The 22,529-nt window shown below is 38.3% G+C and carries 22 protein-coding genes and 3 pseudogenes; 17 read left to right on the forward strand and 8 right to left on the reverse strand.

Going from position 1 to position 22,529, the window contains the following annotated elements:
- Nucleotides 1–24 precede the first annotated feature (24 nt).
- Nucleotides 25–552, forward strand: a complete 528-nt coding sequence (locus tag RI196_RS06760) for a D-glycero-alpha-D-manno-heptose-1,7-bisphosphate 7-phosphatase (protein WP_063389386.1) — start codon at nucleotides 25–27, stop codon at nucleotides 550–552.
- On the opposite strand, the gene ku is transcribed toward RI196_RS06760, so the two are convergent.
- The 3 genes from ku to RI196_RS06775 form a co-directional block, all read right to left on the reverse strand.
- On the reverse strand, nucleotides 549–1,391 hold the full coding sequence (gene ku, locus RI196_RS06765) for a non-homologous end joining protein Ku (protein WP_066250830.1): 843 nt from the start codon (nucleotides 1,389–1,391) through the stop codon (nucleotides 549–551). The genes RI196_RS06760 and ku overlap by 4 nt on opposite strands.
- Before the next feature lie 165 nt (nucleotides 1,392–1,556).
- Complete coding sequence (locus RI196_RS06770) at nucleotides 1,557–1,724, reverse strand: twin-arginine translocase TatA/TatE family subunit (protein ID WP_063389384.1); 168 nt, start codon at nucleotides 1,722–1,724, stop codon at nucleotides 1,557–1,559.
- A gap of 175 nt (nucleotides 1,725–1,899) precedes the next feature.
- Nucleotides 1,900–2,094 carry an alpha/beta-type small acid-soluble spore protein gene (locus RI196_RS06775; protein ID WP_063389383.1) on the reverse strand — a complete coding sequence of 65 codons (195 nt, stop codon included), beginning with the start codon at nucleotides 2,092–2,094 and terminating at the stop codon, nucleotides 1,900–1,902.
- 373 nt (nucleotides 2,095–2,467) lie between these two features.
- On the opposite strand from RI196_RS06775, the gene RI196_RS06780 reads away from it, so the two are divergent.
- From RI196_RS06780 to RI196_RS06795, 4 genes are all read left to right on the forward strand, one after another.
- Nucleotides 2,468–3,670: a quaternary amine ABC transporter ATP-binding protein gene (locus tag RI196_RS06780; RefSeq protein ID WP_063389382.1), complete on the forward strand. Its 1,203-nt coding sequence runs from the start codon at nucleotides 2,468–2,470 to the stop codon at nucleotides 3,668–3,670.
- On the forward strand, nucleotides 3,660–4,520 hold the full coding sequence (locus tag RI196_RS06785; protein WP_277986810.1) for an ABC transporter permease: 861 nt from the start codon (nucleotides 3,660–3,662) through the stop codon (nucleotides 4,518–4,520). The genes RI196_RS06780 and RI196_RS06785 overlap by 11 nt, the downstream gene beginning before the upstream one ends.
- 50 nt (nucleotides 4,521–4,570) lie before the next feature.
- Complete coding sequence (locus RI196_RS06790; RefSeq protein ID WP_066250827.1) at nucleotides 4,571–5,461, forward strand: glycine betaine ABC transporter substrate-binding protein; 891 nt, start codon at nucleotides 4,571–4,573, stop codon at nucleotides 5,459–5,461.
- Between the two features lie 337 nt (nucleotides 5,462–5,798).
- Nucleotides 5,799–6,014 (forward strand): DUF6366 family protein, encoded by a 216-nt coding sequence (locus RI196_RS06795; RefSeq protein ID WP_311067136.1) that lies wholly within the window; start codon nucleotides 5,799–5,801, stop codon nucleotides 6,012–6,014.
- Here the strand turns inward: RI196_RS06795 and RI196_RS06800 are convergent.
- Nucleotides 5,986–6,534: pseudogene (locus RI196_RS06800) on the reverse strand (IS1595 family transposase); the annotation flags it as partial. The gene RI196_RS06795 and the pseudogene RI196_RS06800 sit on opposite strands and share 29 nt — an antisense overlap.
- Before the next feature lie 82 nt (nucleotides 6,535–6,616).
- Between RI196_RS06800 and RI196_RS06805 the strand changes: the two are divergent.
- Nucleotides 6,617–6,841, forward strand: coding sequence for a hypothetical protein (locus RI196_RS06805; protein WP_063389379.1), 225 nt, complete (start codon nucleotides 6,617–6,619; stop codon nucleotides 6,839–6,841).
- Between the two features lie 39 nt (nucleotides 6,842–6,880).
- On the opposite strand, the gene RI196_RS06810 is transcribed toward RI196_RS06805, so the two are convergent.
- Nucleotides 6,881–7,585, reverse strand: coding sequence for a DUF1836 domain-containing protein (locus tag RI196_RS06810; RefSeq protein ID WP_066250820.1), 705 nt, complete (start codon nucleotides 7,583–7,585; stop codon nucleotides 6,881–6,883).
- A 234-nt stretch (nucleotides 7,586–7,819) separates the two neighbouring features.
- Here RI196_RS06810 and RI196_RS06815 point away from each other — a divergent pair, with 234 nt between their 5' ends.
- The 4 genes from RI196_RS06815 to ykzE all read left to right on the forward strand — a co-directional run bounded on the left by RI196_RS06815 (nucleotide 7,820) and on the right by ykzE (nucleotide 11,892).
- A complete protein-coding gene (locus tag RI196_RS06815) occupies nucleotides 7,820–9,175 on the forward strand; it encodes a TrkH family potassium uptake protein (protein ID WP_066250816.1) in 1,356 nt (451 codons plus the stop codon).
- 42 nt (nucleotides 9,176–9,217) lie between these two features.
- Nucleotides 9,218–11,209 (forward strand): penicillin-binding transpeptidase domain-containing protein, encoded by a 1,992-nt coding sequence (locus RI196_RS06820; protein ID WP_395994394.1) that lies wholly within the window; start codon nucleotides 9,218–9,220, stop codon nucleotides 11,207–11,209.
- A gap of 388 nt (nucleotides 11,210–11,597) precedes the next feature.
- Nucleotides 11,598–11,753: a protein YkzP gene (gene ykzP / locus RI196_RS06825; protein ID WP_094245525.1), complete on the forward strand. Its 156-nt coding sequence runs from the start codon at nucleotides 11,598–11,600 to the stop codon at nucleotides 11,751–11,753.
- Nucleotides 11,743–11,892 (forward strand): protein YkzE, encoded by a 150-nt coding sequence (gene ykzE, locus RI196_RS06830; protein WP_165381907.1) that lies wholly within the window; start codon nucleotides 11,743–11,745, stop codon nucleotides 11,890–11,892. The genes ykzP and ykzE overlap by 11 nt, the downstream gene beginning before the upstream one ends.
- On the opposite strand, the gene RI196_RS06835 is transcribed toward ykzE, so the two are convergent.
- Nucleotides 11,889–13,658: a B12-binding domain-containing radical SAM protein gene (locus RI196_RS06835; RefSeq protein WP_311067137.1), complete on the reverse strand. Its 1,770-nt coding sequence runs from the start codon at nucleotides 13,656–13,658 to the stop codon at nucleotides 11,889–11,891. The genes ykzE and RI196_RS06835 overlap by 4 nt on opposite strands.
- A gap of 489 nt (nucleotides 13,659–14,147) precedes the next feature.
- Here RI196_RS06835 and RI196_RS06840 point away from each other — a divergent pair, with 489 nt between their 5' ends.
- From RI196_RS06840 to RI196_RS06850, 3 genes and pseudogenes are all read left to right on the forward strand, one after another.
- Nucleotides 14,148–14,894: a FadR/GntR family transcriptional regulator gene (locus RI196_RS06840; protein WP_063389375.1), complete on the forward strand. Its 747-nt coding sequence runs from the start codon at nucleotides 14,148–14,150 to the stop codon at nucleotides 14,892–14,894.
- A gap of 109 nt (nucleotides 14,895–15,003) precedes the next feature.
- Nucleotides 15,004–15,707, forward strand: a pseudogene (locus tag RI196_RS18535) (transposase family protein); the annotation flags it as partial.
- Between the two features lie 152 nt (nucleotides 15,708–15,859).
- On the forward strand, nucleotides 15,860–17,221 hold the full coding sequence (locus tag RI196_RS06850; protein ID WP_311067138.1) for an IS4 family transposase: 1,362 nt from the start codon (nucleotides 15,860–15,862) through the stop codon (nucleotides 17,219–17,221).
- 69 nt (nucleotides 17,222–17,290) lie between these two features.
- Here the strand turns inward: RI196_RS06850 and RI196_RS06855 are convergent, their stop codons facing one another.
- Entirely contained in the window at nucleotides 17,291–17,527 is a 237-nt protein-coding gene (locus tag RI196_RS06855; RefSeq protein WP_144598530.1) for a hypothetical protein, read from the reverse strand.
- A gap of 213 nt (nucleotides 17,528–17,740) precedes the next feature.
- Here RI196_RS06855 and RI196_RS18725 point away from each other — a divergent pair.
- The 4 genes and pseudogenes from RI196_RS18725 to RI196_RS06870 form a co-directional block, all read left to right on the forward strand.
- A pseudogene (locus RI196_RS18725) lies at nucleotides 17,741–18,176 on the forward strand (IS1634 family transposase N-terminal domain-related protein); the annotation flags it as partial.
- Between the two features lie 141 nt (nucleotides 18,177–18,317).
- Nucleotides 18,318–19,037 (forward strand): lactate utilization iron-sulfur protein LutA, encoded by a 720-nt coding sequence (gene lutA / locus RI196_RS06860; RefSeq protein WP_063389374.1) that lies wholly within the window; start codon nucleotides 18,318–18,320, stop codon nucleotides 19,035–19,037.
- Between the two features lie 18 nt (nucleotides 19,038–19,055).
- A complete protein-coding gene (locus RI196_RS06865) occupies nucleotides 19,056–20,489 on the forward strand; it encodes a LutB/LldF family L-lactate oxidation iron-sulfur protein (protein WP_063389373.1) in 1,434 nt (477 codons plus the stop codon).
- A complete protein-coding gene (locus RI196_RS06870) occupies nucleotides 20,486–21,205 on the forward strand; it encodes a LutC/YkgG family protein (RefSeq protein ID WP_063389372.1) in 720 nt (239 codons plus the stop codon). The genes RI196_RS06865 and RI196_RS06870 overlap by 4 nt, the downstream gene beginning before the upstream one ends.
- 284 nt (nucleotides 21,206–21,489) lie before the next feature.
- On the opposite strand, the gene RI196_RS06875 is transcribed toward RI196_RS06870, so the two are convergent.
- Complete coding sequence (locus RI196_RS06875; protein WP_066247926.1) at nucleotides 21,490–22,491, reverse strand: acyltransferase family protein; 1,002 nt, start codon at nucleotides 22,489–22,491, stop codon at nucleotides 21,490–21,492.
- Nucleotides 22,492–22,529: the final 38 nt, after the last annotated feature.

Genomic DNA, 22,529 nt, shown 5'->3' on the forward strand with positions numbered 1-22,529 from the left:
CCTTAAAGATTGGAGGATAGATTTGTGAAAAATGCAGTTTTTTTAGACAGAGACGGCGTTGTAAATGAAGTGATGACCAATCGTGTCCGTTTCGTAAATAAGCCTGAAGATTTTTATTTGTTAAAAGGAGCAGCTGAAGCTGTTGCGCTTTTGAACAGATCCAATTTTGACGTTTTCGTTGTCACAAATCAGGGCGGAATCGGATTAGGATACATGTCAGAAAAAATGCTCCACAAAATCCATGAAAAAATGGTTCGTGAAATTGAAAAAAAAGGCGGAACGATTAAAGAGGTTGCCTATTGTCCCCACGCACCTAAAGAAGGCTGCGCCTGCCGTAAGCCGGAGCCAAAGATGATTGTTGATTTGGCAAAGAAATATAACATCAATATAGAGAACAGTTATATGATTGGCGATCGTGAAGTAGATATCGCTGCCGGAAAGGCTGCAGGAGCTAAAACGATATTAGTAGGCAGCCGCCATCAAGAAAAAATAGCTGATTTTCATTTTCCGGATTTGCTGTCGGCCGCCCGCTTTATTGTCCGGCAAAGCTAAGCTTTTTTGCGGGTCGTTTTCGTTTTTTTGCCTGCTGCTCCGCTTTTTTCTTCTCCCTTTTTATTTAATGATTTTGAGCGTTCGATGCTTGCCTCAAGCGCACTCATTAAATCGACTACGTTCTTTTTTGGAGACGGTTCAGCCGTTTTTGTTTCGTTTTGCTGTACTTTTTCTTCAATTTTTTCTTGAATCCGCAAACGGTATTCATCTTGATATTTCTCCGGTTGGAACGTTGTTGTCAGCTGATCGATAAGCAGCATGGCAGCGTCCAGCTCTTTTTTTTCAATATTGGTATTTTGAGGAACCCCGGGAACGTCACGGGCGTTTCGCACTTCATCTGGATAATGAATCGTTTCCATTAAAATGACGTCCTCATATGTCCGGATGACAGCCAATTGTTGTTTAGAGCGCATTGAAATCTTTCCAATTCCAATCTTCCCTGATTGTTTCAATGCTTCACGAAGCAATGCATACACTTTTTGTCCGTTTTCGCCTGGACCGATATAATATGACCGGTTAAAATAAATCGGATCAATTTCCGGCAAATTCACGAAATCGACGATTTCAACCGTTTTGTCTTCATTTTCTTCCTTCAGAGCTGCTAATTCCTCATCTGTTAAAATAATGAATTTGCCTTGTACATATTCGAACCCTTTCACAATGTCATCGTTGCCAACTTCTTCGTCGCAGTTTGGACAACGTTTTGCGTATTGAATTGGGGTATGGCATTTTTTGTGAAGCTGACGAAATTTCATATCCTTGTCTTCTGTAGCAGAAAACAGTTTGACCGGGATGTTGACGAGCCCGAAGGATATGGAACCTTTCCACATTGTATGCATATTCATTCCGCCTTTCCGTAAGTTACCTTTTCTTTCTCTTTATTTTTTGCGAAAGGATCAGAATGATTTGTGTTAAAAAATGTAAGTTAAATACTCGAAAAACGGTTCATACAAATTCCGAAAAAAGAAAAAATCGGCAATTTGCCGATTTTACGGTTGAACCAATTATTTTTTTTCATTTTTTTCTTCTTCGTCAAGAATTCCTTTTGTAGCCAGCTTGAATTCCCGCAGCGTTTTTCCTGCTGCTTTTCCAAGCTCCGGAAGCTTGCTCGGTCCAAAAAGCAAAAGTGCAACGAAAATGATTAAAATAAATTCTGTCCAACCAATTCCCATGTTCTATCCCTCCTAAAAAATGTTCCATTTCATGCCGTTATGCAATCGGAACATGAACAAATAAAACTTATGAAACATCATCCAACATCATTTTACCCTAAACAATATGAAAAATGAAGCATTTGGACGAACATGGGAAAGGATAAAATGTTTGTATTATTTACAAAAGTCTATTTTAAGGCTGTTTTCCGCTAAAATCAGCCTGAGCTTGTGCAATTAAACGCTTTGTCATTTCTCCTCCAACAGATCCGTTTGCGCGTGAGGTAGTATTTGAACCAAGGTGGACACCAAACTCTTGCGCGATTTCCATTTTAAATTGTTCAAGAGCTTGTTCAACTCCTGGAACAATTAATTGATTTCGCCTTGCCATTCGAATTCAACTCCTTTTTGCCTGTTTACGCATAGTTTGCAAAAAAGAAGTGATCTGATGTGTGGAACTTGTTGGTTAAAAATAAACAATGTAGTTGACCGTAAAATGTTGATATTGGTATGAATTTACCAGCATATAAAAGGAAATGTAAGAAAACTATATAAAAAAACTATTCAGTACAAACTGATAATTAAATATAAGAGATATCCGCTATATACCGCGTTTGTGTCCATCAAGAAAAATTAGTTATACTTATAAAGCAACGAATCGTTCGGGTTTACATATTTTTATTATGAGCTATTAAAGCTTAGTATGACAATTTTATCGGCGTATTATTTTGAAAGTATTGAATTTTAGAAAAAGGGGTGGAAAAATGCCGATCATTGAGGTGAAAAATTTAACAAAAATTTTTGGTAAAAACCCCGCTCAAGCATTGAAGCTATTAGATGAAGGATTTTCAAAGCATGAAATTTTACAAAAAACCGGACATACAGTGGGAGTGAATCGCGCTTCCTTTTCCGTTGAGGCTGGAGAAATTTTCGTCATTATGGGGTTGTCTGGAAGCGGCAAATCAACATTGATAAGATTGCTCAACCGGTTGATTGAACCGACTAAAGGAAGCATTTTTATCGATGGGGACAATTTATCAAAAATGGATAAAAAATCATTGCGAGAGGTGCGGAGAAAAAAAATCAGCATGGTTTTTCAACGATTTGCCCTATTTCCGCACCGAACGGTTTTAGAAAATGCAGAATTCGGACTTGAAATTCAAAAGGTCCCAAAAGAAGAACGAAGGGAGAAGGCAATCAAAGCGCTTGAAATGGTCGGATTAGGACAATATTTGGAGCAAAAGCCTAATCAGCTGTCAGGCGGAATGCAGCAGCGCGTAGGACTTGCGAGAGCATTGGCAAATGATCCTGAAGTGCTGTTGATGGATGAGGCCTTTTCAGCCTTGGATCCGCTTATCCGAAAAGAAATGCAGGATGAATTGCTCGATCTTCAAGGGACGATGAAGAAAACCATTATATTTATTACACATGATTTAGATGAAGCTTTGCGGCTTGGAGACCGGATTGCCTTAATGAAAGACGGATCGATTGTGCAAATCGGTACGCCCGAAGAGATTTTAATGAATCCGGCAAACGACTATGTCGAAAAATTCGTTGAAGATGTAGACAGATCGAAAATATTGACGGCGCAGCATATTATGAAACGGCCCGAAACGATCAATATTGAAAAGCATGGACCGCGTGTTGCATTGGAAAGAATGAGAGAAGAAGGGATATCCACCATTTTCGTTGTTGACAGCAAACGGAATCTAAAAGGTTATGTAACAGCTGATGATGCATCAGAAGCAAGAAAAAAAGATGTTCGTGATATTGAAGAAATATTGCGGACAAATGTTCCGAAGGTTGAAAAGGACACTCCAATGTATGATATTTTTACGGTCATCCACGACTCGCCGATACCAGTAGCAGTAGTCGAAAAGGAAAAATTAATAGGGATCATCGTTCGCGGGTCAGTCATCGCGGCTCTTGCAGGTGAAAGCGAGGTGAGCACAAACAGTGCTGAATAATGTGTTGGATTTTGTTCCGAAAATTCCAGTTGCGGAAAAGATCAAACAATTTACGGACTGGGTGACAAATTCTTTTTCGTTTTTGTTTGATCCGTTAAAAAAATATTTTGAGGATTTAATGGAATATGTGGCGGATTTGTTGGGGGCTGTGCCGCCTGTTCTAGTCATATTGATCGTTGCCGTTATTGCCTTTTTTATAAGCGGAAAAAAGTTTGGCCTGCCGGCATTTTCCATCGTCGGCCTTTGGTTTATTTACAACCAAGAGCTTTGGGATCATTTAATAAGTACATTTACTTTAGTTTTGATCGCAAGTTTATTATCCGTCATCATCGGTATTCCAATAGGTATTTTAATGTCTAAAAGCAGAACAGCGGAAGCAATGATTACTCCTATCTTGGATTTTATGCAAACGATGCCTGCATTTGTCTACTTAATACCTGCCGTTGCTTTTTTTGGTATCGGCATGGTGCCGGGAGTGTTTGCATCATTAATTTTCGCGACACCTCCTACCGTTCGTTTTACGAATTTAGGAATTCGCCAGGTGCCGAAAGAATTGATTGAAGCTTCTGATGCATTCGGTAGCACAGCAGTTCAAAAACTATTTAAAGTAGAACTGCCGATGGCGAGAGCCACAATTATGGCCGGAATCAATCAAACCGTCATGCTGGCATTATCAATGGTTGTCATTGCCTCGATGATTGGAGCGCCGGGACTTGGAAGAAACGTGTTATCCGCTTTGCAGCGCGCTCAAATTGGTCCCGGATTTGTTGCAGGTATCGGTATTGTCATATTAGCCATCATTATCGACCGCTTCACTCAAAGCATGAACAAGAAGCATGATCATGTATAGCAAGTTGGTCTCTTTTCGAATTGAAAAATTAAAAAGGAGTTTTGATATTTATGTTTAAACGAATTTGGAAACGCCTAGGACTTGTTGCCGGAATTTCCTTGTCGCTTTTAGTGGCTGGCTGCGGATCAAACGGGGGATCTGAAGGCGGGGCGGCAGATGAAGGAAAAATAAAATTGGTTTACGTGGAATGGGATACGGAAGTCGCCTCCGCCCATGTCATCAAAAAAGTTTTAGAAGATCAAGGATTCGATGTGGACATTACACCTGTTGATAATGCTGTTATGTGGGAATCTGTTGCAAAAGGTGAGGCAGACGGCATGGTTGCCGCCTGGCTGCCGGCTACTCACGGAGATTTATATGAAGAATATAAAGATCAGCTGGAGGATTTAGGTCCAAACTTGGAGGGTGCGAAAATCGGGCTCGTCGTTCCGAAATATATGGACATTCAATCAATTGAAGAGCTCGATCAATATGCTGGCAAATTAAACAAAACGATTACAGGCATTGAACCTGGAGCGGGCGTTGTAAAATCAGCGGAAAACGCTGTTAAAACATATGAAAGCCTAAAAGGCTGGCAAGTCCAAACATCTTCAAGCGGAGCTATGGCAACGGCTTTAGGGGAAGCTTATAAAAATAAAGAACCAATTGTCGTTACAGGCTGGTCCCCGCATTGGAAATTTGCTGCATATGACTTAAAATTTTTGGAAGATCCGAAAGGCTCCTTTGGGAAAGAAGAACATATATCCACAATCGTTCGAAAGGGATTAAAAGAAGATATGCCGAAAGCATATAAAATTTTGGATCAATTCTCATGGACTGCTGAAGATATTGAACAAGTCATGTTGGAAATTTCAGAAGGCAGTGATCCTGCTAAAGCAGCAGAAGATTGGGTCGAAGCAAATCAAGGTAAAGTGGCAGAATGGACAAAAGGTGTGGAATGATCTATTTTAAGAGGGGCTGTACAGAAAGTCAAATCGCCATTGAAAACAAAAAATCATAAACACCGATATATCTAACACATTAATGGGGGCGTCAATAAGCCGTAAAAACGACTTATTAGACACCCCCTTTTATCATTTTTACATGGTCCGGAGCGCCTTTAGTTTTGATCATTTCAATTGTTTATTTTTAGTAATGGCTGTTCTCTAAAAGATTTTTTTATATGAAAATTTGTTAAATTACCATAATGTGTTAAAATCATCTTATAAACCTTAAGGTAAGATTTATGTAAAGAGTATGAAGAACATATGTTAGCATTACAAAAATGGGGGTGTGATAATGAGCGAAGACAAAGAAACACCTGGAAGAAGACGAGAAAAACAAAGACGAGAAGAATTAATACGAAACCCAACTGGAAATATAAACGATGCGTTTAATAGGGCTGAAACTGGAAACCTTGCTGATTTAGTAGCTAGTTTAGGTTGGAAGGGTACTGGAATACTTATCCTTGCGATCATAATAGGGTTTATAGCCGCATCAATATTCTTAAAGTAAGGAGAGTGCTTTGAGGTCTTTTATTAGTACTTCTTAATAATTCCACAGTTGTATAATTTGATTTTTGACAAGCTGAAATAAGCATTTGCTCTAACACGTTTATCAAATGTTAAATCCTTTCTTTATTAATCAACGGAACTAATAAAGGCAGTGATCCAAATAACGAGTTCCAACCCTTTAGAACCTTTCCACCCAACTTTTCAAGCGATTGTGGAAATTGTTAACGTGTTGAATATGATAAATTCCTTCCTTAACACGTTGCATTTGGCGTTCATTGACCAACACCCCCTTCAATTTGGCAAGCTTCTTATAATTCGTTGCTGTATCAGTGCATAGCAAAGCGGAAGGTGAATAAACTCACCTATCACAGTTCAATTTCTTCGGCTTTAACACGCCCTGTTCCTGTTTTTCGAGCAATCATATTGCCATTTCTATCTTGTGCTGCGACAACTGCAATTGTAAAATTAGAAATCCCTCTTTTCTTATCTTTCTTGCCACATTTCTTAACTTTTCTATGTGATTTCACGCTCCCTTAAAAATGTTGCCCTTTGCCGTTTCTTTGTTATTATATAGGTATTGGCTGCTATAAGGAGGGGACTTATTTGAATCATCAAAAAAATGATGTTTATCTTAACATGATGGAAAATAGCTTACAAAGAATTTCAAACCATTTTCATGAAATGGTCAAGATGATGGAAGAAAAAATGGATTTTACATACGAACGTTATACAGCTTTTGAACGAATGAAAAAGGAATTGCTTGAAGACATGAGGGCTCTCGAATTTTACATAAAAGGTTCGGCTAAAAGTAGTCAAGCCCGAAAATAACGTTCGGGAATTGCACAACCGCAATTCCCGATCTAAAAGTTAGTTATTATCTATTTTTTTCGATTCGCTTTCTTTATCAATGAACGCTTTTGCCCTTGTTTGAAAATGATACGTTAAAACAGCCAATACCGCAGCAACCGTCACATGGCAAATGCTGTCGATTTGAGCTTCCGATAAAGAAGTTTGCTTTTGAAGAAGCCTTTTTGTTTGTACGAAAAGTTTTTTTTCAAACTGCCGGTTGTTGTCGATCTCGACATTTTTTACTTGTTCCAACACATCTGTATATAATTTATAAAACATTAACGGACTGATTAAATCATCATTCCGGTCGGAAATCGTATTAAAAACTTTCATCAATAAGGAACGGACAGTTTCAAAGTCGAATATGGTTTTTAAATCTTTTACAATTAACAATAAAGCAGCTTGTTCGACCGAATATTTTTTTCCAAGTTCAGGAGGACCGATGATTTCTTTTATATCACGCTTGACCCAATTTTGAACGGAAGTTGATTTCAAGGAAGTTAGTTCGCAAAAATTTCCTAAGATGACGATTTCATTCGTTGACAGTCCAAGCTCTCCTTTGTCTCTTTGTTTGCTCAATTTTTTGATGAAGCCAGGTATTTGGTTTGTTTGATCAGAGGGCAATTGTTGTTTCATCACTTCTTCAGGGGATAATTCGTGTATTCCTTTTAAAGATAGTAATAATTGAACCATAACGGAACGACGCAATTGAATTTTTCCCATAACATCCCCCTTTATTAAACAGCCTACCCTTATTTTTAATAAAAAGATATAAAAAAACAAGCATTTTATATGGAATTAATAAGTTCAGATAAATTTTTCTTGAGTATGAATTTGTAGAAATTGGCACAATAACAAATTTTTCAGTTTCGATGATCAAAATTGGAAAAACCTCTTTAAAAAAACTTGTACTTTCTTTATGATAGTATGAGCAGTAAAAAAAAGGATTGAACAAGGATGCTAGTAAATATTCGTAATCGATTAGTTTCACTATCACCAGCTCAGATGCTTGCTATTTTTTATTTTTTAGCTATCACTGTTGCGGTCATTTTGCTCAGTTTGCCGTTTGTTCACAAACCGGATGCCGAATGGACGTTTTTGGATGCATTGTTTACTGCTGTTAGTGCAGTAAGTGTAACAGGGCTGACAACTGTTTCAATCATTGATACGTTTACCGTTCCGGGGATTTTTATTTTAATGATTGTTCTCCAAATTGGCGGCATCGGCATCATGACGTTGGGCACATTGTTTTGGTTCGTTTTAGGCAAAAAAATAGGCTTAAGGGAACGTCAGTTGATCATGGTTGATCAAAATCAATTGAATTTGTCCGGCATTGTAAATTTAATGAGGCAAATTATGTTGATGATTTTGATTATTGAACTGATCGGCACCATCATATTAGGCACATATTATTTAAAATATTTTCCGGAATGGAAGGAAGCTTATTTGCATGGCATGTTTTCTGCCATCAGCGCCACAACGAATGCCGGCTTTGATATAAGCGGTTCGTCGCTTGTACCTTTTGCACATGATTATTTTGTCCAAATGGTTCATATTATTTTAATGACGCTGGGAGCTATCGGATTTCCAGTTTTGATTGAGACAAAAAACTTTATTTTGACAATTGGAACAAAAAGGACATACCGGTTTTCTTTGTACACAAAATTGACAACTGTGACTTTTTTCGCATTGGTCGTTATTGGAACAATCCTGATCTATCTAATAGAATCAAGCAATTATTTATCTGATAAAAGTTTTCTCGAATCTTTCTTCTATGCTCTGTTTCAATCAGCTACCACAAGGAGCACAGGGCTTTATACAATGGATGTCAGCATGTTCAGCGAGACGACTTTGCTGATTATGTCCATATTTATGTTTATAGGTGCTTCGCCAAGCTCTGTGGGTGGCGGTGTCAGAACGACTACCGTTGCAGTCATTTTGCTAGTTGCCTTTCATTTTGCGAAAGGCTCCAGCACGGTGAAAGTATTTAAACGGGAAATACACCCAGATGATATAAAAAAATCAATTGCCGTTATGACAGTTTCTGTTATTTTGTGCTTAACTTCGATTGTCATATTATCTGCAACAGAACGGTTTACGTTAATGGAAATTATCTTTGAAGTTTGTTCAGCCTTTGGAACAACAGGGCTTTCGCTTGGCATTACATCTGAACTTAGTCCGATCGGAAAAATCATAATCATGATCATGATGTTTATTGGTCGGATCGGCATTTTATCGTTTATTTTTTTAATTGGAAAACAGAGGAAGGAAGCCAATTATCATTATCCAAAAGAGCGGGTAATTATTGGATAAAAAAGAATTGTCATAAAATCATAGGGGAGAGGGGGAATTTTTGTGCGGATTCGAAAGCTTTTTTTTAGTGTTTTTGTCGTGCTGGTGCTTTTTTCGGGATGTTCTAAAGATCCAGAGCCGGAGGATCGTTTTGCAGACTTTGTTGCCAATTGGAGAGACCAAAATTTTTCGGAAATGTATGACCAATTGACTGCCAATGTGAAAAAAAATATCAAAAAAGACGAATTTGTTTCCCGCTATGAAAAAATTTATCAAGATTCAGGTGTGAAACAGCTGAAAATCGACTTTAAGAAACCGAAAGAAGAAATAAAGCCTGATAAAAACGGAAATATTACATTCCCATTTGCTGTTTCAATGGAAACATTAGCGGGGAAAATAAGCTTTGAAAACAAAGCCGTTTTAAAAAAAGAAGAAACAGATAATGGAAACGATTGGCGAATTGAATGGAATCCTTCCTTTATTTTTCCTCAGCTTGATGAGGGAGAAGAAATTTCCATCCAGCCTATCGAGCCGGAAAGAGGGGAGATTTTTGACCGAAATGGAAAAGGACTTGCCATCAATGGCCTGTTGTTTGAAATCGGTGTAGTACCGGGAGAAATGAAGGAGCAAAAAGAAACCATTTTGGAACAAACAGCGAAGCTTCTTGAAGTTTCCAAGGAGGAAATTGAGAGAAAATTATCCCAAGGCTGGGTGAAGGAGGACTCATTCGTCCCGCTGAAAATCGTAAATCCGGCTGATACAGAGCTTGTCAACAAACTTTTAGCCATTCCTTCCGTTAAGAAAAAAAATGTAACGGGAAGAATGTATCCTTTTGGCGAGAGCGCTGCCCACTTGACTGGCTATTTGCGGTCAATGTATAAAGAAGAGCTTGAGAAATATGAGGAAAAAGGGTACAGCTCTTCTGAGCAAATTGGCGCAGCTGGATTGGAGCAAGTTTTTGAAGATGAGCTGCACGGAACGACAGGCTGGATCATCAAAGTAAAAGGAACAGATGAAGTGATCGCCAAAAAAGAAGCTGAGAACGGAAACGATATTTACCTTACAATTGATGCTGATCTTCAGCAAAATATTTACAAAGAATTATCAACTGATTCAGGTGCAAGTGTCGCAATCAATCCAAAAACCGGAGAAACTCTGGCTATGGTCAGTGCGCCGTCCTATGATCCGAACGATTTTCTGACGGAATACAAGAAGAAAAAAGATGATCCGAATAAACCGTTTATGGCTAAGTTCAAAAATTTGTATACACCTGGTTCTGTTTTAAAGCCGCTCACAGCAGCGATTGGGCTCAATACCGGAACGATTGATCCGAATAAAAAGATTTCCATTCCAAAAGATACTTGGCAAAAAGACGGGAGCTGGGGCAATTATTATATTAAGCGGGTTCCATCCCCTGCAACACAAGTTGATTTGCGCGCTGCTCTTGCCTATTCAGATAATATTTACTTCGCCCAGGCTGCTTTAAATATTGGAGCCGAAAAATTTATAAAAGGACTAGAGTCCTTTGCATTTCATGAAAAAATTGATTTTCCGTTTCCTGTTGAAACATCGAAAATTGCAAATAACGGTATGGATAATGAAGTACTTTTAGCCGATTCTGGATATGGACAGGGACAAATTCAAATCACTCCTCTGCATTTAGCATACACCTTTACAGTATTTATTAATGGCGGAAACATGATTAAGCCCGTATTAATAAAAGAAGAAGAGAAGACACCATCCAATTGGAAAAGCCATGTTGTTTCAAAGGAACATGCGAATTTGATTTTTCAAGATTTGATTCAAGTGGTGGAGGATCCGAACGGAACGGCATATAAACCTCGAACTCCAGGATTGAAGCTGGCTGGAAAAACAGGAACGGCAGAGCTGAAAGCGGCAAAAGGAGAAAAAGGTCAGGAAAACGGTTGGTTTGTTGCTGTTGATGCGGATAAAAAAGATCTTTTAATAACGATGATGATTGAACGTGTTGAAGATCGCGGAGGAAGCCATTACGTGGTTTCAAAAGTAAAAAATATTTTCAAAGCTAGAAAGTAAAAAAGGTCAACCATCCATTGCGAAGATGAATAGAATAAACGAATTTCAGTGTTGTCATGAATCGCTTCTTTCATTGTTTGGCAGTTTTACGAAATTACGCCAAATAAGAGCGGTTCTTTTTTTATGCAAACAAAGTGCTAAATCATCACTTTTTTTAGCTGCAAAACAGAAAACGGTTCAAAATTGCCGAATAGCTTGAAGTATAAGCATCAAAATTGCCGCATAACCCGTTATAAAAGAAGCACAAAATACCCTTGCGAGCAAGAAAAAACTTAAGCATTGACGATCGGGCATCCATATGGAAGCATCCCTTTTTCCATCCTTTTATAGAAACAGCTGAATAAATGGTTTGTTTCTGAAAAAGATAAAAAAGAAAGGAGGATGCAGATTGAAGAGGAAACAAGCATATAATCAGGCAGAAAAAACGAGCAAAACACCGACAGAAAGCCTTCCTGAAAAAGAATTTTCAGCATCCTATACAGATGAAGACCCGATGAAAGGGGCTAACCGAAATTCAAAAAAGGGGAAAGCACATGGATCATAATAAAAACGTAAAGAACAAAAAAGATGTGAAACAAGATTTGGAATTTGGCAATGAACTGGGAGATTTTAATGCTGCGAAAATTTACGATATTTTAGAAGAAAACAAAAGAAAAACAAAAACAAAAGGTGAGGGATGTTAAGCTTCCCTCACCTTTTTCAGCGCAGTATACGGAAAAGAAAACATATGCGGCTGGTGATCGCTATAGTTGTAATAAACTAACAAAATTGCCGGCTCTTTTACTAATATCTTTTTTTGCAAATACAGCTCAGGATTAAATGGAAGAATTTCTAAAACCGTATGCTTATATAAATCTTTTTCCGAAAGAGACAGATTTAAAAAGGTTTTTCCAAGCATTTCAGGGTTGGACAGGATAAATTGATAGATTGCTGATTGCTCCTGTTTTTTAAGCTTTTCATCCCACCATGGCTTTCGCGGCTTTTGCTTCTGATTGCGCAAATAATCGTATTTCAGAAACCCTTCAACAATTGGCAAATGTTCTCGTTTGCGTTCTTGAATAAACGAAAACAATCTTCGAAACAAATCTTCGAGCTGATGACCAATTCTTGCCCATCCGCGTTCATCCCAGTAGGCGCCAAATTCTTGAAAGAAATCAAAAGGCGTCTCAAACACTTCTTCTACTAAATATTCTACTGTCGCGTCCATTCGATGGTCGTTCCAAAATTTCTCAAGAACATCTTCCACCTGTTTAATTTTGAGAATATCTTCAAAAGAGAGAACGTTGTTGCTTAAAATTTCGTATGGCGGTTCATCCATATACACGTAGCCAAAATGTTTAGCTCCAATTCGAAGACCAGTCCCTCTGAGCATTTTTAAAAAACCAAGCTGCAGTTCTTCAGGTCTTAATGCAAACACATCGTTAAAAGTTTTTCGAAAAGAGTTGTAGTCTTCTTCAGGAAGTCCGGCAATTAAATCAAGGTGCTGATCTATTTTTCCGCCTTGTTTGATCATCGTCACCGTTCTGGACAGTTTTGCGAAGTTTTGCTTCCGTTTCACTAATTCGTTTGTGAAATCGTTTGTTGATTGAACGCCGATCTCGAATCGGAAAAGTCCTTTCGGTGCGTTGTCATTTAAAAACTGAATCACTTCCGGGCGCATAATGTCGCCAGTTATTTCGAACTGGAACACGACGCCCGGAACATGTTCATCAATTAAAAATTGAAACATGTCCATCGCATATTTCCGGCTGATGTTAAACGTTCGGTCGACAAATTTAATTGTTTTCGCACCGTTTTTCATTAAATAGCGAATATCTTCCTTGATTTTCTCCCGATCAAAATAACGAACCCCAACCTCAATGGAAGATAAGCAAAATTGGCAGTTGAAGGGACAGCCGCGGCTCGTTTCAATATAAACAATCCGTTTGCTAAGATGTGGCACATCTTCTTCAAATCGAAAAGGCGACGGCATCATTCGCAGATCAATTTTGTTTCTCTGCGGATTTACAATGACTGCTCCGTCTTTTCGAAAAGCTAAACCGCTCACGTTTTCCCATTCTTGGTTTCCATGTGCTTCCCGCAAAAACTGCTTAAACGTTTCTTCCCCTTCTCCTACGATAATAAAATCAATCTCTGGGATTTTTTCAAGCCATTCTTTCGTATCATAGGATACTTCAGGCCCACCAAAGACAATGATGGTTTCCGGCTTTATTTTTTTCAGTATTTTCGCCACTTTGATTGTTTCTGCAATGTTCCATATGTAACAGCTAAAACCGATTATGTCCGGTTTTTTTCGAAACAAATCTGTTACAATGTTCATCGCGGGATCTTTTATCGTATATTCTGCCATTTGAACTTGAAATTCTGGCTCGGCATATGCTTTTAAATAACGTATAGCCAAGTTCATATGAATGTATTTGGCATTTAATGAACTGACAATGATGTTCATATTTCCACACCTTTTTCATAATGGATATTGAGAAGTAGCGATTTTCTACATTATTGTAACATATTCTTTTCAAATAAGAAGAAGCAGGGATTCACCCATTTGATAAGTTTTTCGTTCGCGTTCTTTTCCGTTTCTATCAATCACCTTAACAAGTCTACGGCTATAAAGCATATTCGTCGATTGTTTTGTCATTTTAACTGGTACAGTAAAAGTGAGTTACGTATTAGACGTTCGTAACGATGAAGCATTGTTTAAGAGTTTAGACAAATTTCTCTTTTTTTATGATGAAGTTTCATTCAGTCATTTGCGCGATTTCGTAGACACAGGTCTATGATTCCTTCCAAAAAAGTTGTCAAAAAAGAAAAAGTTTATGGTGAGACGCTGTTATTTTTTCGCCAACACTTTGATTTTTATAAGTCTTTTCCAGTAAAATAAATGTACCGATATTTTGGACTTCATTTTGTTTAGTTGAACTTTGGGGTGAAGCAAATGGAATATAAACAAATCAAACCGAGAAAGCTTTATGAAGAAGTGGCGGAAGCCCTTTTAGATATGATTAAAAAAGGAGAAATAAAACCTGGAGAAAAATTGGAATCCGTTCATCAGCTTGCTGAAAATTTTCAAGTCGGCCGTGCAGCGATTCGTGAAGCATTAAGCGCATTACGAGCAATGGGGATTGTTGAAATGAAACAAGGGGAAGGAACGTTTGTAAAAGAGTTTGATCCCATGTCATTCACGTTTTCTCTTTCGACAGCGGCGTTAATGAATATGAAAGATATTGAACATTTATTAGAGGTTAGAAAAATATTAGAAGTCGGTGCTGCATTTACTGCTGCAGCAAAGCGGACGGAGCAAAATCTTCATGATATGAAAGCTGCGCTTGACGAAATGCTTATCCATATAAACGATGAAGAATTAGGAGAAAAAGCGGATTGGAAGTTTCATAAAGCGATCGCAGCCGCTACGCAAAACCCCATTTTATTAAGCTTAATGAACAATGTAGCCGACATGATTGTTGAAACGATGCGGGAAACACGAAAAATTTGGCTTTATTCAGAACAAGTAACCGCAGAACGAATTTTTCAAGAGCATAAAGCCATCTTTACAGCAATTGAACAACAAAACGCGGAAGAAGCACAGCATTTAATGCTCGCACACCTGACAAATGTTGAAAAAGTTTTGAAAAAACATCATAAAGCCCATATAAAAACAGGGGCTAAAACAGAGTCTTTTTAACTAGGAATTGACATATGATGCAAGCGTTTTTACACATGCCGTCTCTGACTTGAACTGACAAAAGAACTGTTGTTTTTTGCGGCAATAAAAAATTTTTCGGGAGAAACCCGTTTGGGCAGCACTGAAAACCAACCGCATCCTGTATCCACAAGGAATTCGTCAATCCGCCAAAGAATTTGCCCGTTACATCGATGTTTCCGATACCCACCTCGTGACCGTGGGAGGGGAAACGTATCGAGTGTATCGCTACGAAGGGGCATTGAACGACATTCCAAATGCGGTGGTATTGTTTTGTTGGAAAACCGATCAACCGATGACGAGCGAGCATTTGCGTTGTTTTTTAAGTACAGACACAAAAACTGAGTGATCAGGCTATTCTTGAATACTATGCGAAACGCTGGTCGATCGAAAGCTACTTTCGGCAAACGAAAGAAACATTAGGGGCTGTCCAGAAAGTCAAAATCCATTGAAAACGGAACATCATAAGCATTGATATATCAACATTTCTAAAACATTAAAGGGCGTCTATAAGCCGGAAAATCGATTATTAGACAGCCCCGACATGAGCGAGCCATTAAACGATATTGGACCATCGTACAATTTACGTATATCTATTGCATGACAGAACATTCAAGTGATTTTTCAACCGGTCTTGCGAGTGTAAGATCGAGAAAAATTCACAATCTCACTGAGTTTATTTATTACGAAGCCCAACGAGGAGTGCCACTAGATTCCATTAAAAACCAGTTACGAGTGGCATTAGGGTATTTTTGTTTTCTTTTTAAAGATGGTAACTCAACTTTCGCAGAGTAATATCTTATTGCAACTCTTGATATGACTGTTTTATATCGTCTTTCATTATTTCTCTTGTTTTTTATTGATTTTATTTTTTTAAAAGAAAAAGACACCTATCTTTTGGTAAAATTATGGTGATCAAACCAAATACCAAAGAAGGTGTCACCATTATGATAACGAAAAAAGATACTTTTGCACAACTACCAAAAGAACTTGAACGAAGATTTTCTGAATTATATATAGGCAAACATTTGAGAAAAGCGAGAATTACTAAGGGATTTGGTTATTCATGCTTATCTATTTTCCGTCTTATTTTTTTGCTTGTTTTCCAATATAAAAATTGGTTTCAAGCACTTCAAAGCAAGAAAGCCGTGGACTTACCTAAAAAAGATACGATCTACCGTTTTCTAAATTCATCTACTTATGCTTGGCGAACTTTTTTACTTTCCTTATGTCAAGATCTTACTGGACGTATAAAAAAGCTTACATCAAACAACAGAGTGAAGGTGTTTATTGTTGATGATTCACTCTTTTCACGCAACCGAAGCAAGTCTGTTGAACTTCTTTCACGAGTATTTGATCATACAGAGAAACGATTCTATAAGGGGTTTCAGTTGCTTACTCTTGGTTGGTCTGATGGATATTCTTTTCTACCTGTAGACTTTGCTTTATTGAGTTCAGCGAAAAAGGAAAATCAACTTAACGGGGTCGATGAATCCATTGATAAACGCACTTCCGGCTACAAGCGTCGTCTTGAAGCACAACAAGATAAGCCAAGCGTTGTCTCTGCTTTATTGGATCATGCCTTAAATGCAGGAATTACAGCTGATTATGTGTTAATGGATACTTGGTTTACGCATGAGCCTTTGATTGAAAAAATCACGGATAAAGGTTTATTTGTCATTGGTATGGTCAAGCAGCTAAAACAACGTTATTTCATAGATGGTGAAGCCCATACTCTGGATGAACTCTTTAAAAAAGCAAAGCGTACCATGGAAAAGAAAGACCTACTCGGTTCGATCCATGTTCATCTTGCAAAAGGACGACAAGTCAAGATTGTATTCGTGCGTAACCGCAATAAAAAGAGTGAATGGTTAGCCATTTTGAGTACAGATACCACACTTTCAGATGAAGAAATTGTGCGTATTTACGGGATGCGCTGGGACATCGAAACATTTTTCAAGTGTACCAAATCATTGCTTAACCTAGCAAAAGAATTTCAAGGTCGTTCGTATGATCTGTTGATTAGTCATACAACGATTGTGTTTACTCGCTTTATACTCTTAGAGTGGGAGCGTAGACAAAACAACGATCCTAAAACGATTGGAAATCTCTTTTTTCTATTATGTGAAGATGTAAAAGATATGAATCTAGAGAGTGCATTGAATCAATTATTAGCGATCTTCCAAACATTAGCAGAAGCTAATGTTTGTTTGAACATGGAATTATTTAAAAGTAAAGTACAAGAATGGATTGCCTCTTTACCCAATTACATCAAGGGATGTCTGACAATATCTGTGTGCGAAAGTTGAGATGGTAATAAATGTAATGGAATTTACTCATCTACAGTTTAAGTTTAAAAGAAAAAATCTACATAAAGATTATGTAGATTTATTTTTTTGTTCTTCTCTTATTTGCAAAAGTTTAGGTATTTTCTCACTAAAAATTGTTTCAATGTCATTGATTATATTTTCTTTTGTAATGTCTTCTGTAGAATATTTAAAATTTCCAAGCTTCCCATAAATTATTTTTAGAAATGATTTTGCATCTTCTTCAGAAAGTTTTTCAATTATAGCTAAAATATCATCTAAATCCAATCTTTCATTAGGGTTCTCCATAACATTACCTCCTTTAATCATTACACTTATATTCTATCGAAAATAACACAATATATAATATGGGAAAATGGTATAATTTGTTATATAAAAATAGAGACTAGGAAATTTAATTACTAATTTCGGGTCTTTTGGGGGGTGAAAGCGGAATTTGAGAGGATACTTTGGAGTTTTCAATGCCATTTTCAAAAAAATACATGCCAAATAAACCCACATATGTATATTCGAATTAATAAGCAAAAAATAAAAATGGTTCTGTTCGTCAATATCTGCAAATATGTCGTACATTTCGTGTAGACAATAAAGTTCGGTAACAAACGCTTATAATCTAGGGGGGTTAGAGCATTTATTAGAGAATGGCTCTGTCGATAAATAAATCGAGGGATTAATCAAATTTTCAGAGCGTTACTTTGACCGAATTCACGGGCAAGGCTCTTCCTCTTCTGTCTCCGTGCTTTGGACAAAAGAGTTTGGGCCGGTTTATCTGTTCCGAAAGGTATGGGAAAAGTTAGGGCTTGGTCGGCTATTATGTAAAATCATGGATGATTCCGAGGCTGCTTCTCAGTATGACGAAGCCGTTTTTGCCATGGTGTTAAACCGTCTCATGGATCCCAATAGTAAGTATGATATCTTCAAACAATGGATCGACACGGCGGCTTTTTTTATGAATAAAGCAAGCATATTCCTTTCTAGTCATCAGATGACCTGTTGACTAAAGATAAAAAAAGCGATAAAGTGAAAAGAAAAGGGTTACATCTTAGTTGAAACTGTTTCACAAGGCGGGGGGAGCAAATTGAAAGTTTCATTATTTGTCACATGTTTAGTGGATGTATTTAACGGTTCAGTAGGCAAAGCAACAGTTGAGCTTTTAGAAAGACTTGGATGCGAAGTAGAATTTCCGGAAAGCCAAATTTGCTGCGGACAGCCTGCCTATAACAGCGGATATGTTCAAGCGGCAAAAGAAGCGATGAAAAATATGATTCTCACCTTTGAACATGCCGATTATGTTGTCACACCTTCCGGATCATGTGCCACGATGTTTAAGGAATATCCGCACATTTTTGATGAAGATCCGGTTTGGAAAGAAAAGGCGCAAAAGCTTGCAAATAAGACGTATGAATTAACACAGTTTATTGTAGATGTTTTAAATTTGGAAGATGTGGGCGCAACATTAAAAGGAAAAGCAACCTATCATACATCATGTCATATGACCCGTCTTCTTGGAGTTCAGGAGGCACCATTTAAATTGCTGGCAAATGTGAAGGGGCTTGAATTGGTTCCGCTTCCAAATGCATATGATTGCTGCGGCTTTGGCGGAACGTTTTCCGTCAAAATGGAACAAATATCTGAACAAATGGTTGATGAAAAAGTTCGGCATATTGAGGAAACCGATGCCGACTATTTAATCGGGGCAGACTGCGGCTGCTTAATGAATATCGGGGGGAGAATAAGCCGGAAAAATAAACAAGTGAAGGTCATGCACATTGCTGAGGTGTTAAACAGTATCGAATAATGGAGGGGGGAAAGCAGGATGGCAATGAAAATTTCGGATCAGCCGTTTGATCAAAGGGTGCAAAAAAATATTGAAAACGATTTTATGAGAAATGCAGTCCAAGATGCTCAAGAAAGGCTGAGAAAAAGACGTCTGGAAGCTGCTGAAGAGCTTGGCAATTGGGAAGAATGGAGATCGCTCGGTGAACAAATCAGAAAGCATACATTGGAAAATTTGGACTATTATTTACACCAGTTAAGCGAAAATGTTGCAAAAAGGGGCGGACATGTTTTTTTTGCTCAAACAGCGGAGGAAGCGAACGATTACATCCAAAGTGTTATCAAGAAAAAAAAGGCTCGCAAAATTGTCAAATCGAAATCGATGGTGACGGAAGAAATTCATATGAATCAATGTTTGGAGGAAGCGGGCTGTGAAGTTATTGAAACGGATCTAGGCGAATATATATTGCAGATTGATGATCATGATCCGCCTTCGCACATTGTAGCCCCAGCCCTGCATAAAAATAAGGAACAAATTCGAGATGTGTTTCAGCGAAAACTTGGGTATGAGAAAACAGAAAAGCCTGAGGAGCTTGCACTCCATGCGAGAAAAATGCTTAGGGAGGAATTTTTAACAGCGGATGTCGGCATCACAGGATGCAATTTTGCCATTGCCGAGTCTGGATCGTTTTGTTTAGTGACAAATGAGGGAAATGCCCGCATGGTGACGACCATTCCGAAAACACAAATAACTGTCATGGGGATGGAAAGAATAGTTCCAACATTCGAAGAACTTGATGTGCTTGTCAGTCTTTTGACAAGGAGTGCAGTCGGTCAAAAATTAACGAGCTATATAACGGTTTTAACTGGTCCGAAACAAAAAGAGGATGTTGACGGACCGGAAGAATTCCATTTGGTGATTGTTGATAACGGACGAAGCAAAATTTTAGGAACTGAATTCCAGCCTGTTCTTCAATGCATTCGTTGTGCAGCGTGCATTAACGTCTGTCCTGTATATCGGCATATAGGCGGCCACTCGTACGGATCGATTTACCCAGGTCCGATTGGCGCTGTATTGACGCCGCTTTTTGGCGGTTATGATGATTTTAAGGAATTGCCTTATGCTTCCACACTATGTGCCGCTTGTACGGAAGCATGCCCCGTAAAAATTCCGCTTCATGAACTTCTCCATAAGCATCGGCAAGTAATTGTCGAGCGGGAAGGGCGAGCGCCAATAAGCGAGAAGCTGGCGATGAAGGCATTTGGAATAGGAGCATCGAATCAAAAACTGTATCAGTGGGGAACAAAACTGGCGCCAGCAGCCCTCAAACCGTTTTCGAAAGACGGGAAAATTTCCAATGGACCAGGTCCTTTGAAAAATTGGACGTCCATACGTGATTTCCCGGCACCGGAAAAAAACAGCTTTCGCGAATGGTTTCACAATCGTAAAAAAGAAAGTGGTGATCGTTCATGAACGGAACGATTCAAAATCGAGATTCGTTTTTGCAGACGATAGCTCAAAGGTTAGGACGAAATCCCCGGAAGGAAGGGGTGGAACGGCCCAGCTGGTCATTTCACCCTCAAGAAAAAACACTTGCTGGTTATTCTTCCGACGAACTGGTTGATGCATTTATAAAACAATGTAAAAATGTTCATGTCGATGTATACAGAACGACTTCCAAATCATTGAAAAATACGCTGAAAGAGGCGATTGCTTTTTATGGAGGCGGTCCGATTGTGACGTGGGACGATCATCGGTTTGAAGCATTCGGGCTGATGCCTTTTTTATTGGAGGAATTGCCAAACGAAGGAACAGACGTGCATATATGGGATCCTGAGCTTGGAAAAGAAAATATTCAAATTGCGGAAAGAGCAAATATCGGAATTACGTTCAGCGATTATACACTGGCTGAATCCGGAACGGTTGTCTTGTTGAATGGGGGAGGGAAAGGAAGGGCGGTCAGCCTTTTGCCGACAACGTATATTTCCATTATTCCGAAAAGCACGATCCTCCCTAGAATGACACAGGCCGCCAGAAAATTTCATCAAATGGTGGAAAAAGGCGAAACGATTTCTTCCTGCATTAATTTTATTACAGGACCGAGCAATTCAGCGGATATTGAAATGAACTTAGTGGTTGGCGTACATGGGCCAATTAAAACAGCCTATCTCATTATTGAAGATTGCTGAATGGATTGACTAACAAATTGAACATCTGGCGAAGTCGATCGAGGGGCCTCGCCAGATTTTTTTGGCAAATGTTCGAATTTTCCATACCCCGCTAGGACCTCTGACTTATGACTTGTTTTTAAAGTTAGAAAGTTTAGGAACTGCGACGCCTTTGAAGTTATTTCTCTAACTACTCTAGATTGTTGTTTCAGCATCTCGGACTGTAGAAAAGACCTATTTCTGAAAAGCTATTAGAAGCCGTTCTATTTATGTGATGTGACTGTCTGTGTGCGTCAGCCCCGGTCTTATAAGCCTTTTACTATTTTTTTTAGCATTGTCGCTCGAAGTTCAATGATTGGCTGTGCGATCGTTTTGACAAAGCGGCTCGACAGCAAGAATGTAACGACAATTGAAACAATGGCGAATACCGTGATGCTTTCTATTTCTGTAAGCCAGCTTTCAAGTTCGCTGTCTCTGAACGATTGAATGATAAATCCGTGCAATAAATAAACGTAAAAAGTTCTTGTGCCCCATTCAGTGAAAAATTGACGCTTTTTCGGTATTAACGAGAAAAATCCGAACGTCGTAATCAAAGTAAGAAAATAAAATCCGAGCCGCACCAGCCCTGAAAAGATATCCGTTTCGCCAAAAGCTGAATAAGGCATGGAACCGAACAGCCACTCATACTCAAAAGGCAAATAGAAATACGTCACAAATGTAAGCAACAGAGCACTTGCCCCTAAAGATCTTGCAGGCAGCTTCGTCATCATGGCAAAATGTTCTTTCTTTAAATAAAAACCTATTAAAAAAATAGGAAAAAAGACTAGTGTACGTGACAAGCTCAAATAGTTGCTGATGAAATCAAAATATCCAGCTGCAATACCGATAAAGAACGAAAGTCCTAAAGCGACCAATTTATTCAATTTAGAAAACGGGATCAGCATGACGTTCCAGAAAAACAAACTTATTAAAAACCAGAGGGACCAGTGCGGATTCAAAGGATCAATTGAATGGAGCAGATTGTCGCCTTTAATCAAAACATAATAAACTGTATAGATGCCATGAAAAATGAAATATGGCAAAATGAGTTTTTTTGCTATTTTTTTAACGTATCCCTGTTTGTTAAACCCTTTGGCAAAAAAGCCGGAAATTAAAATGAACGCAGGCATATGAAACGTGTAAATAAATTTGTATATGTTCATCATAATGTAATTGTCTTCAATCATCGATCGAATAAAATGGCCGAACACGACAAGAAGAATTAATATAAACTTGGCGTTATCAAAGTAGCTGTTCCTCTCATTCATGTTATCACCTTCAAAAAAAGTTTCGATTTAAAATATAA

Origin of the sequence: Aeribacillus composti, from assembly GCF_031760945.1 — a bacterium.
GTDB lineage: Bacteria > Bacillota > Bacilli > Bacillales > Aeribacillaceae > Aeribacillus > Aeribacillus composti.

Bases quoted from the DNA above. Each gene is read 5' to 3' on its own strand.
- ku (WP_066250830.1), bottom strand. From the start codon at position 1,391: ATGCATACAATGTGGAAAGGTTCCATATCCTTCGGGCTCGTCAACATC.
- RI196_RS06770 (WP_063389384.1), bottom strand. From the start codon at position 1,724: ATGGGAATTGGTTGGACAGAATTTATTTTAATCATTTTCGTTGCACTT.
- RI196_RS06775 (WP_063389383.1), bottom strand. From the start codon at position 2,094: ATGGCAAGGCGAAATCAATTAATTGTTCCAGGAGTTGAACAAGCTCTT.
- RI196_RS06780 (WP_063389382.1), top strand. From the start codon at position 2,468: ATGCCGATCATTGAGGTGAAAAATTTAACAAAAATTTTTGGTAAAAAC.
- RI196_RS06790 (WP_066250827.1), top strand. From the start codon at position 4,571: ATGTTTAAACGAATTTGGAAACGCCTAGGACTTGTTGCCGGAATTTCC.
- RI196_RS06795 (WP_311067136.1), top strand. From the start codon at position 5,799: ATGAGCGAAGACAAAGAAACACCTGGAAGAAGACGAGAAAAACAAAGA.
- RI196_RS06810 (WP_066250820.1), bottom strand. From the start codon at position 7,585: ATGGGAAAAATTCAATTGCGTCGTTCCGTTATGGTTCAATTATTACTA.
- RI196_RS06815 (WP_066250816.1), top strand. From the start codon at position 7,820: ATGCTAGTAAATATTCGTAATCGATTAGTTTCACTATCACCAGCTCAG.
- ykzE (WP_165381907.1), top strand. From the start codon at position 11,743: ATGGATCATAATAAAAACGTAAAGAACAAAAAAGATGTGAAACAAGAT.
- RI196_RS06835 (WP_311067137.1), bottom strand. From the start codon at position 13,658: ATGAACATCATTGTCAGTTCATTAAATGCCAAATACATTCATATGAAC.
- RI196_RS06840 (WP_063389375.1), top strand. From the start codon at position 14,148: ATGGAATATAAACAAATCAAACCGAGAAAGCTTTATGAAGAAGTGGCG.
- RI196_RS06850 (WP_311067138.1), top strand. From the start codon at position 15,860: ATGATAACGAAAAAAGATACTTTTGCACAACTACCAAAAGAACTTGAA.
- RI196_RS06855 (WP_144598530.1), bottom strand. From the start codon at position 17,527: ATGGAGAACCCTAATGAAAGATTGGATTTAGATGATATTTTAGCTATA.
- RI196_RS06865 (WP_063389373.1), top strand. From the start codon at position 19,056: ATGGCAATGAAAATTTCGGATCAGCCGTTTGATCAAAGGGTGCAAAAA.
- RI196_RS06870 (WP_063389372.1), top strand. From the start codon at position 20,486: ATGAACGGAACGATTCAAAATCGAGATTCGTTTTTGCAGACGATAGCT.
- RI196_RS06875 (WP_066247926.1), bottom strand. From the start codon at position 22,491: ATGAATGAGAGGAACAGCTACTTTGATAACGCCAAGTTTATATTAATT.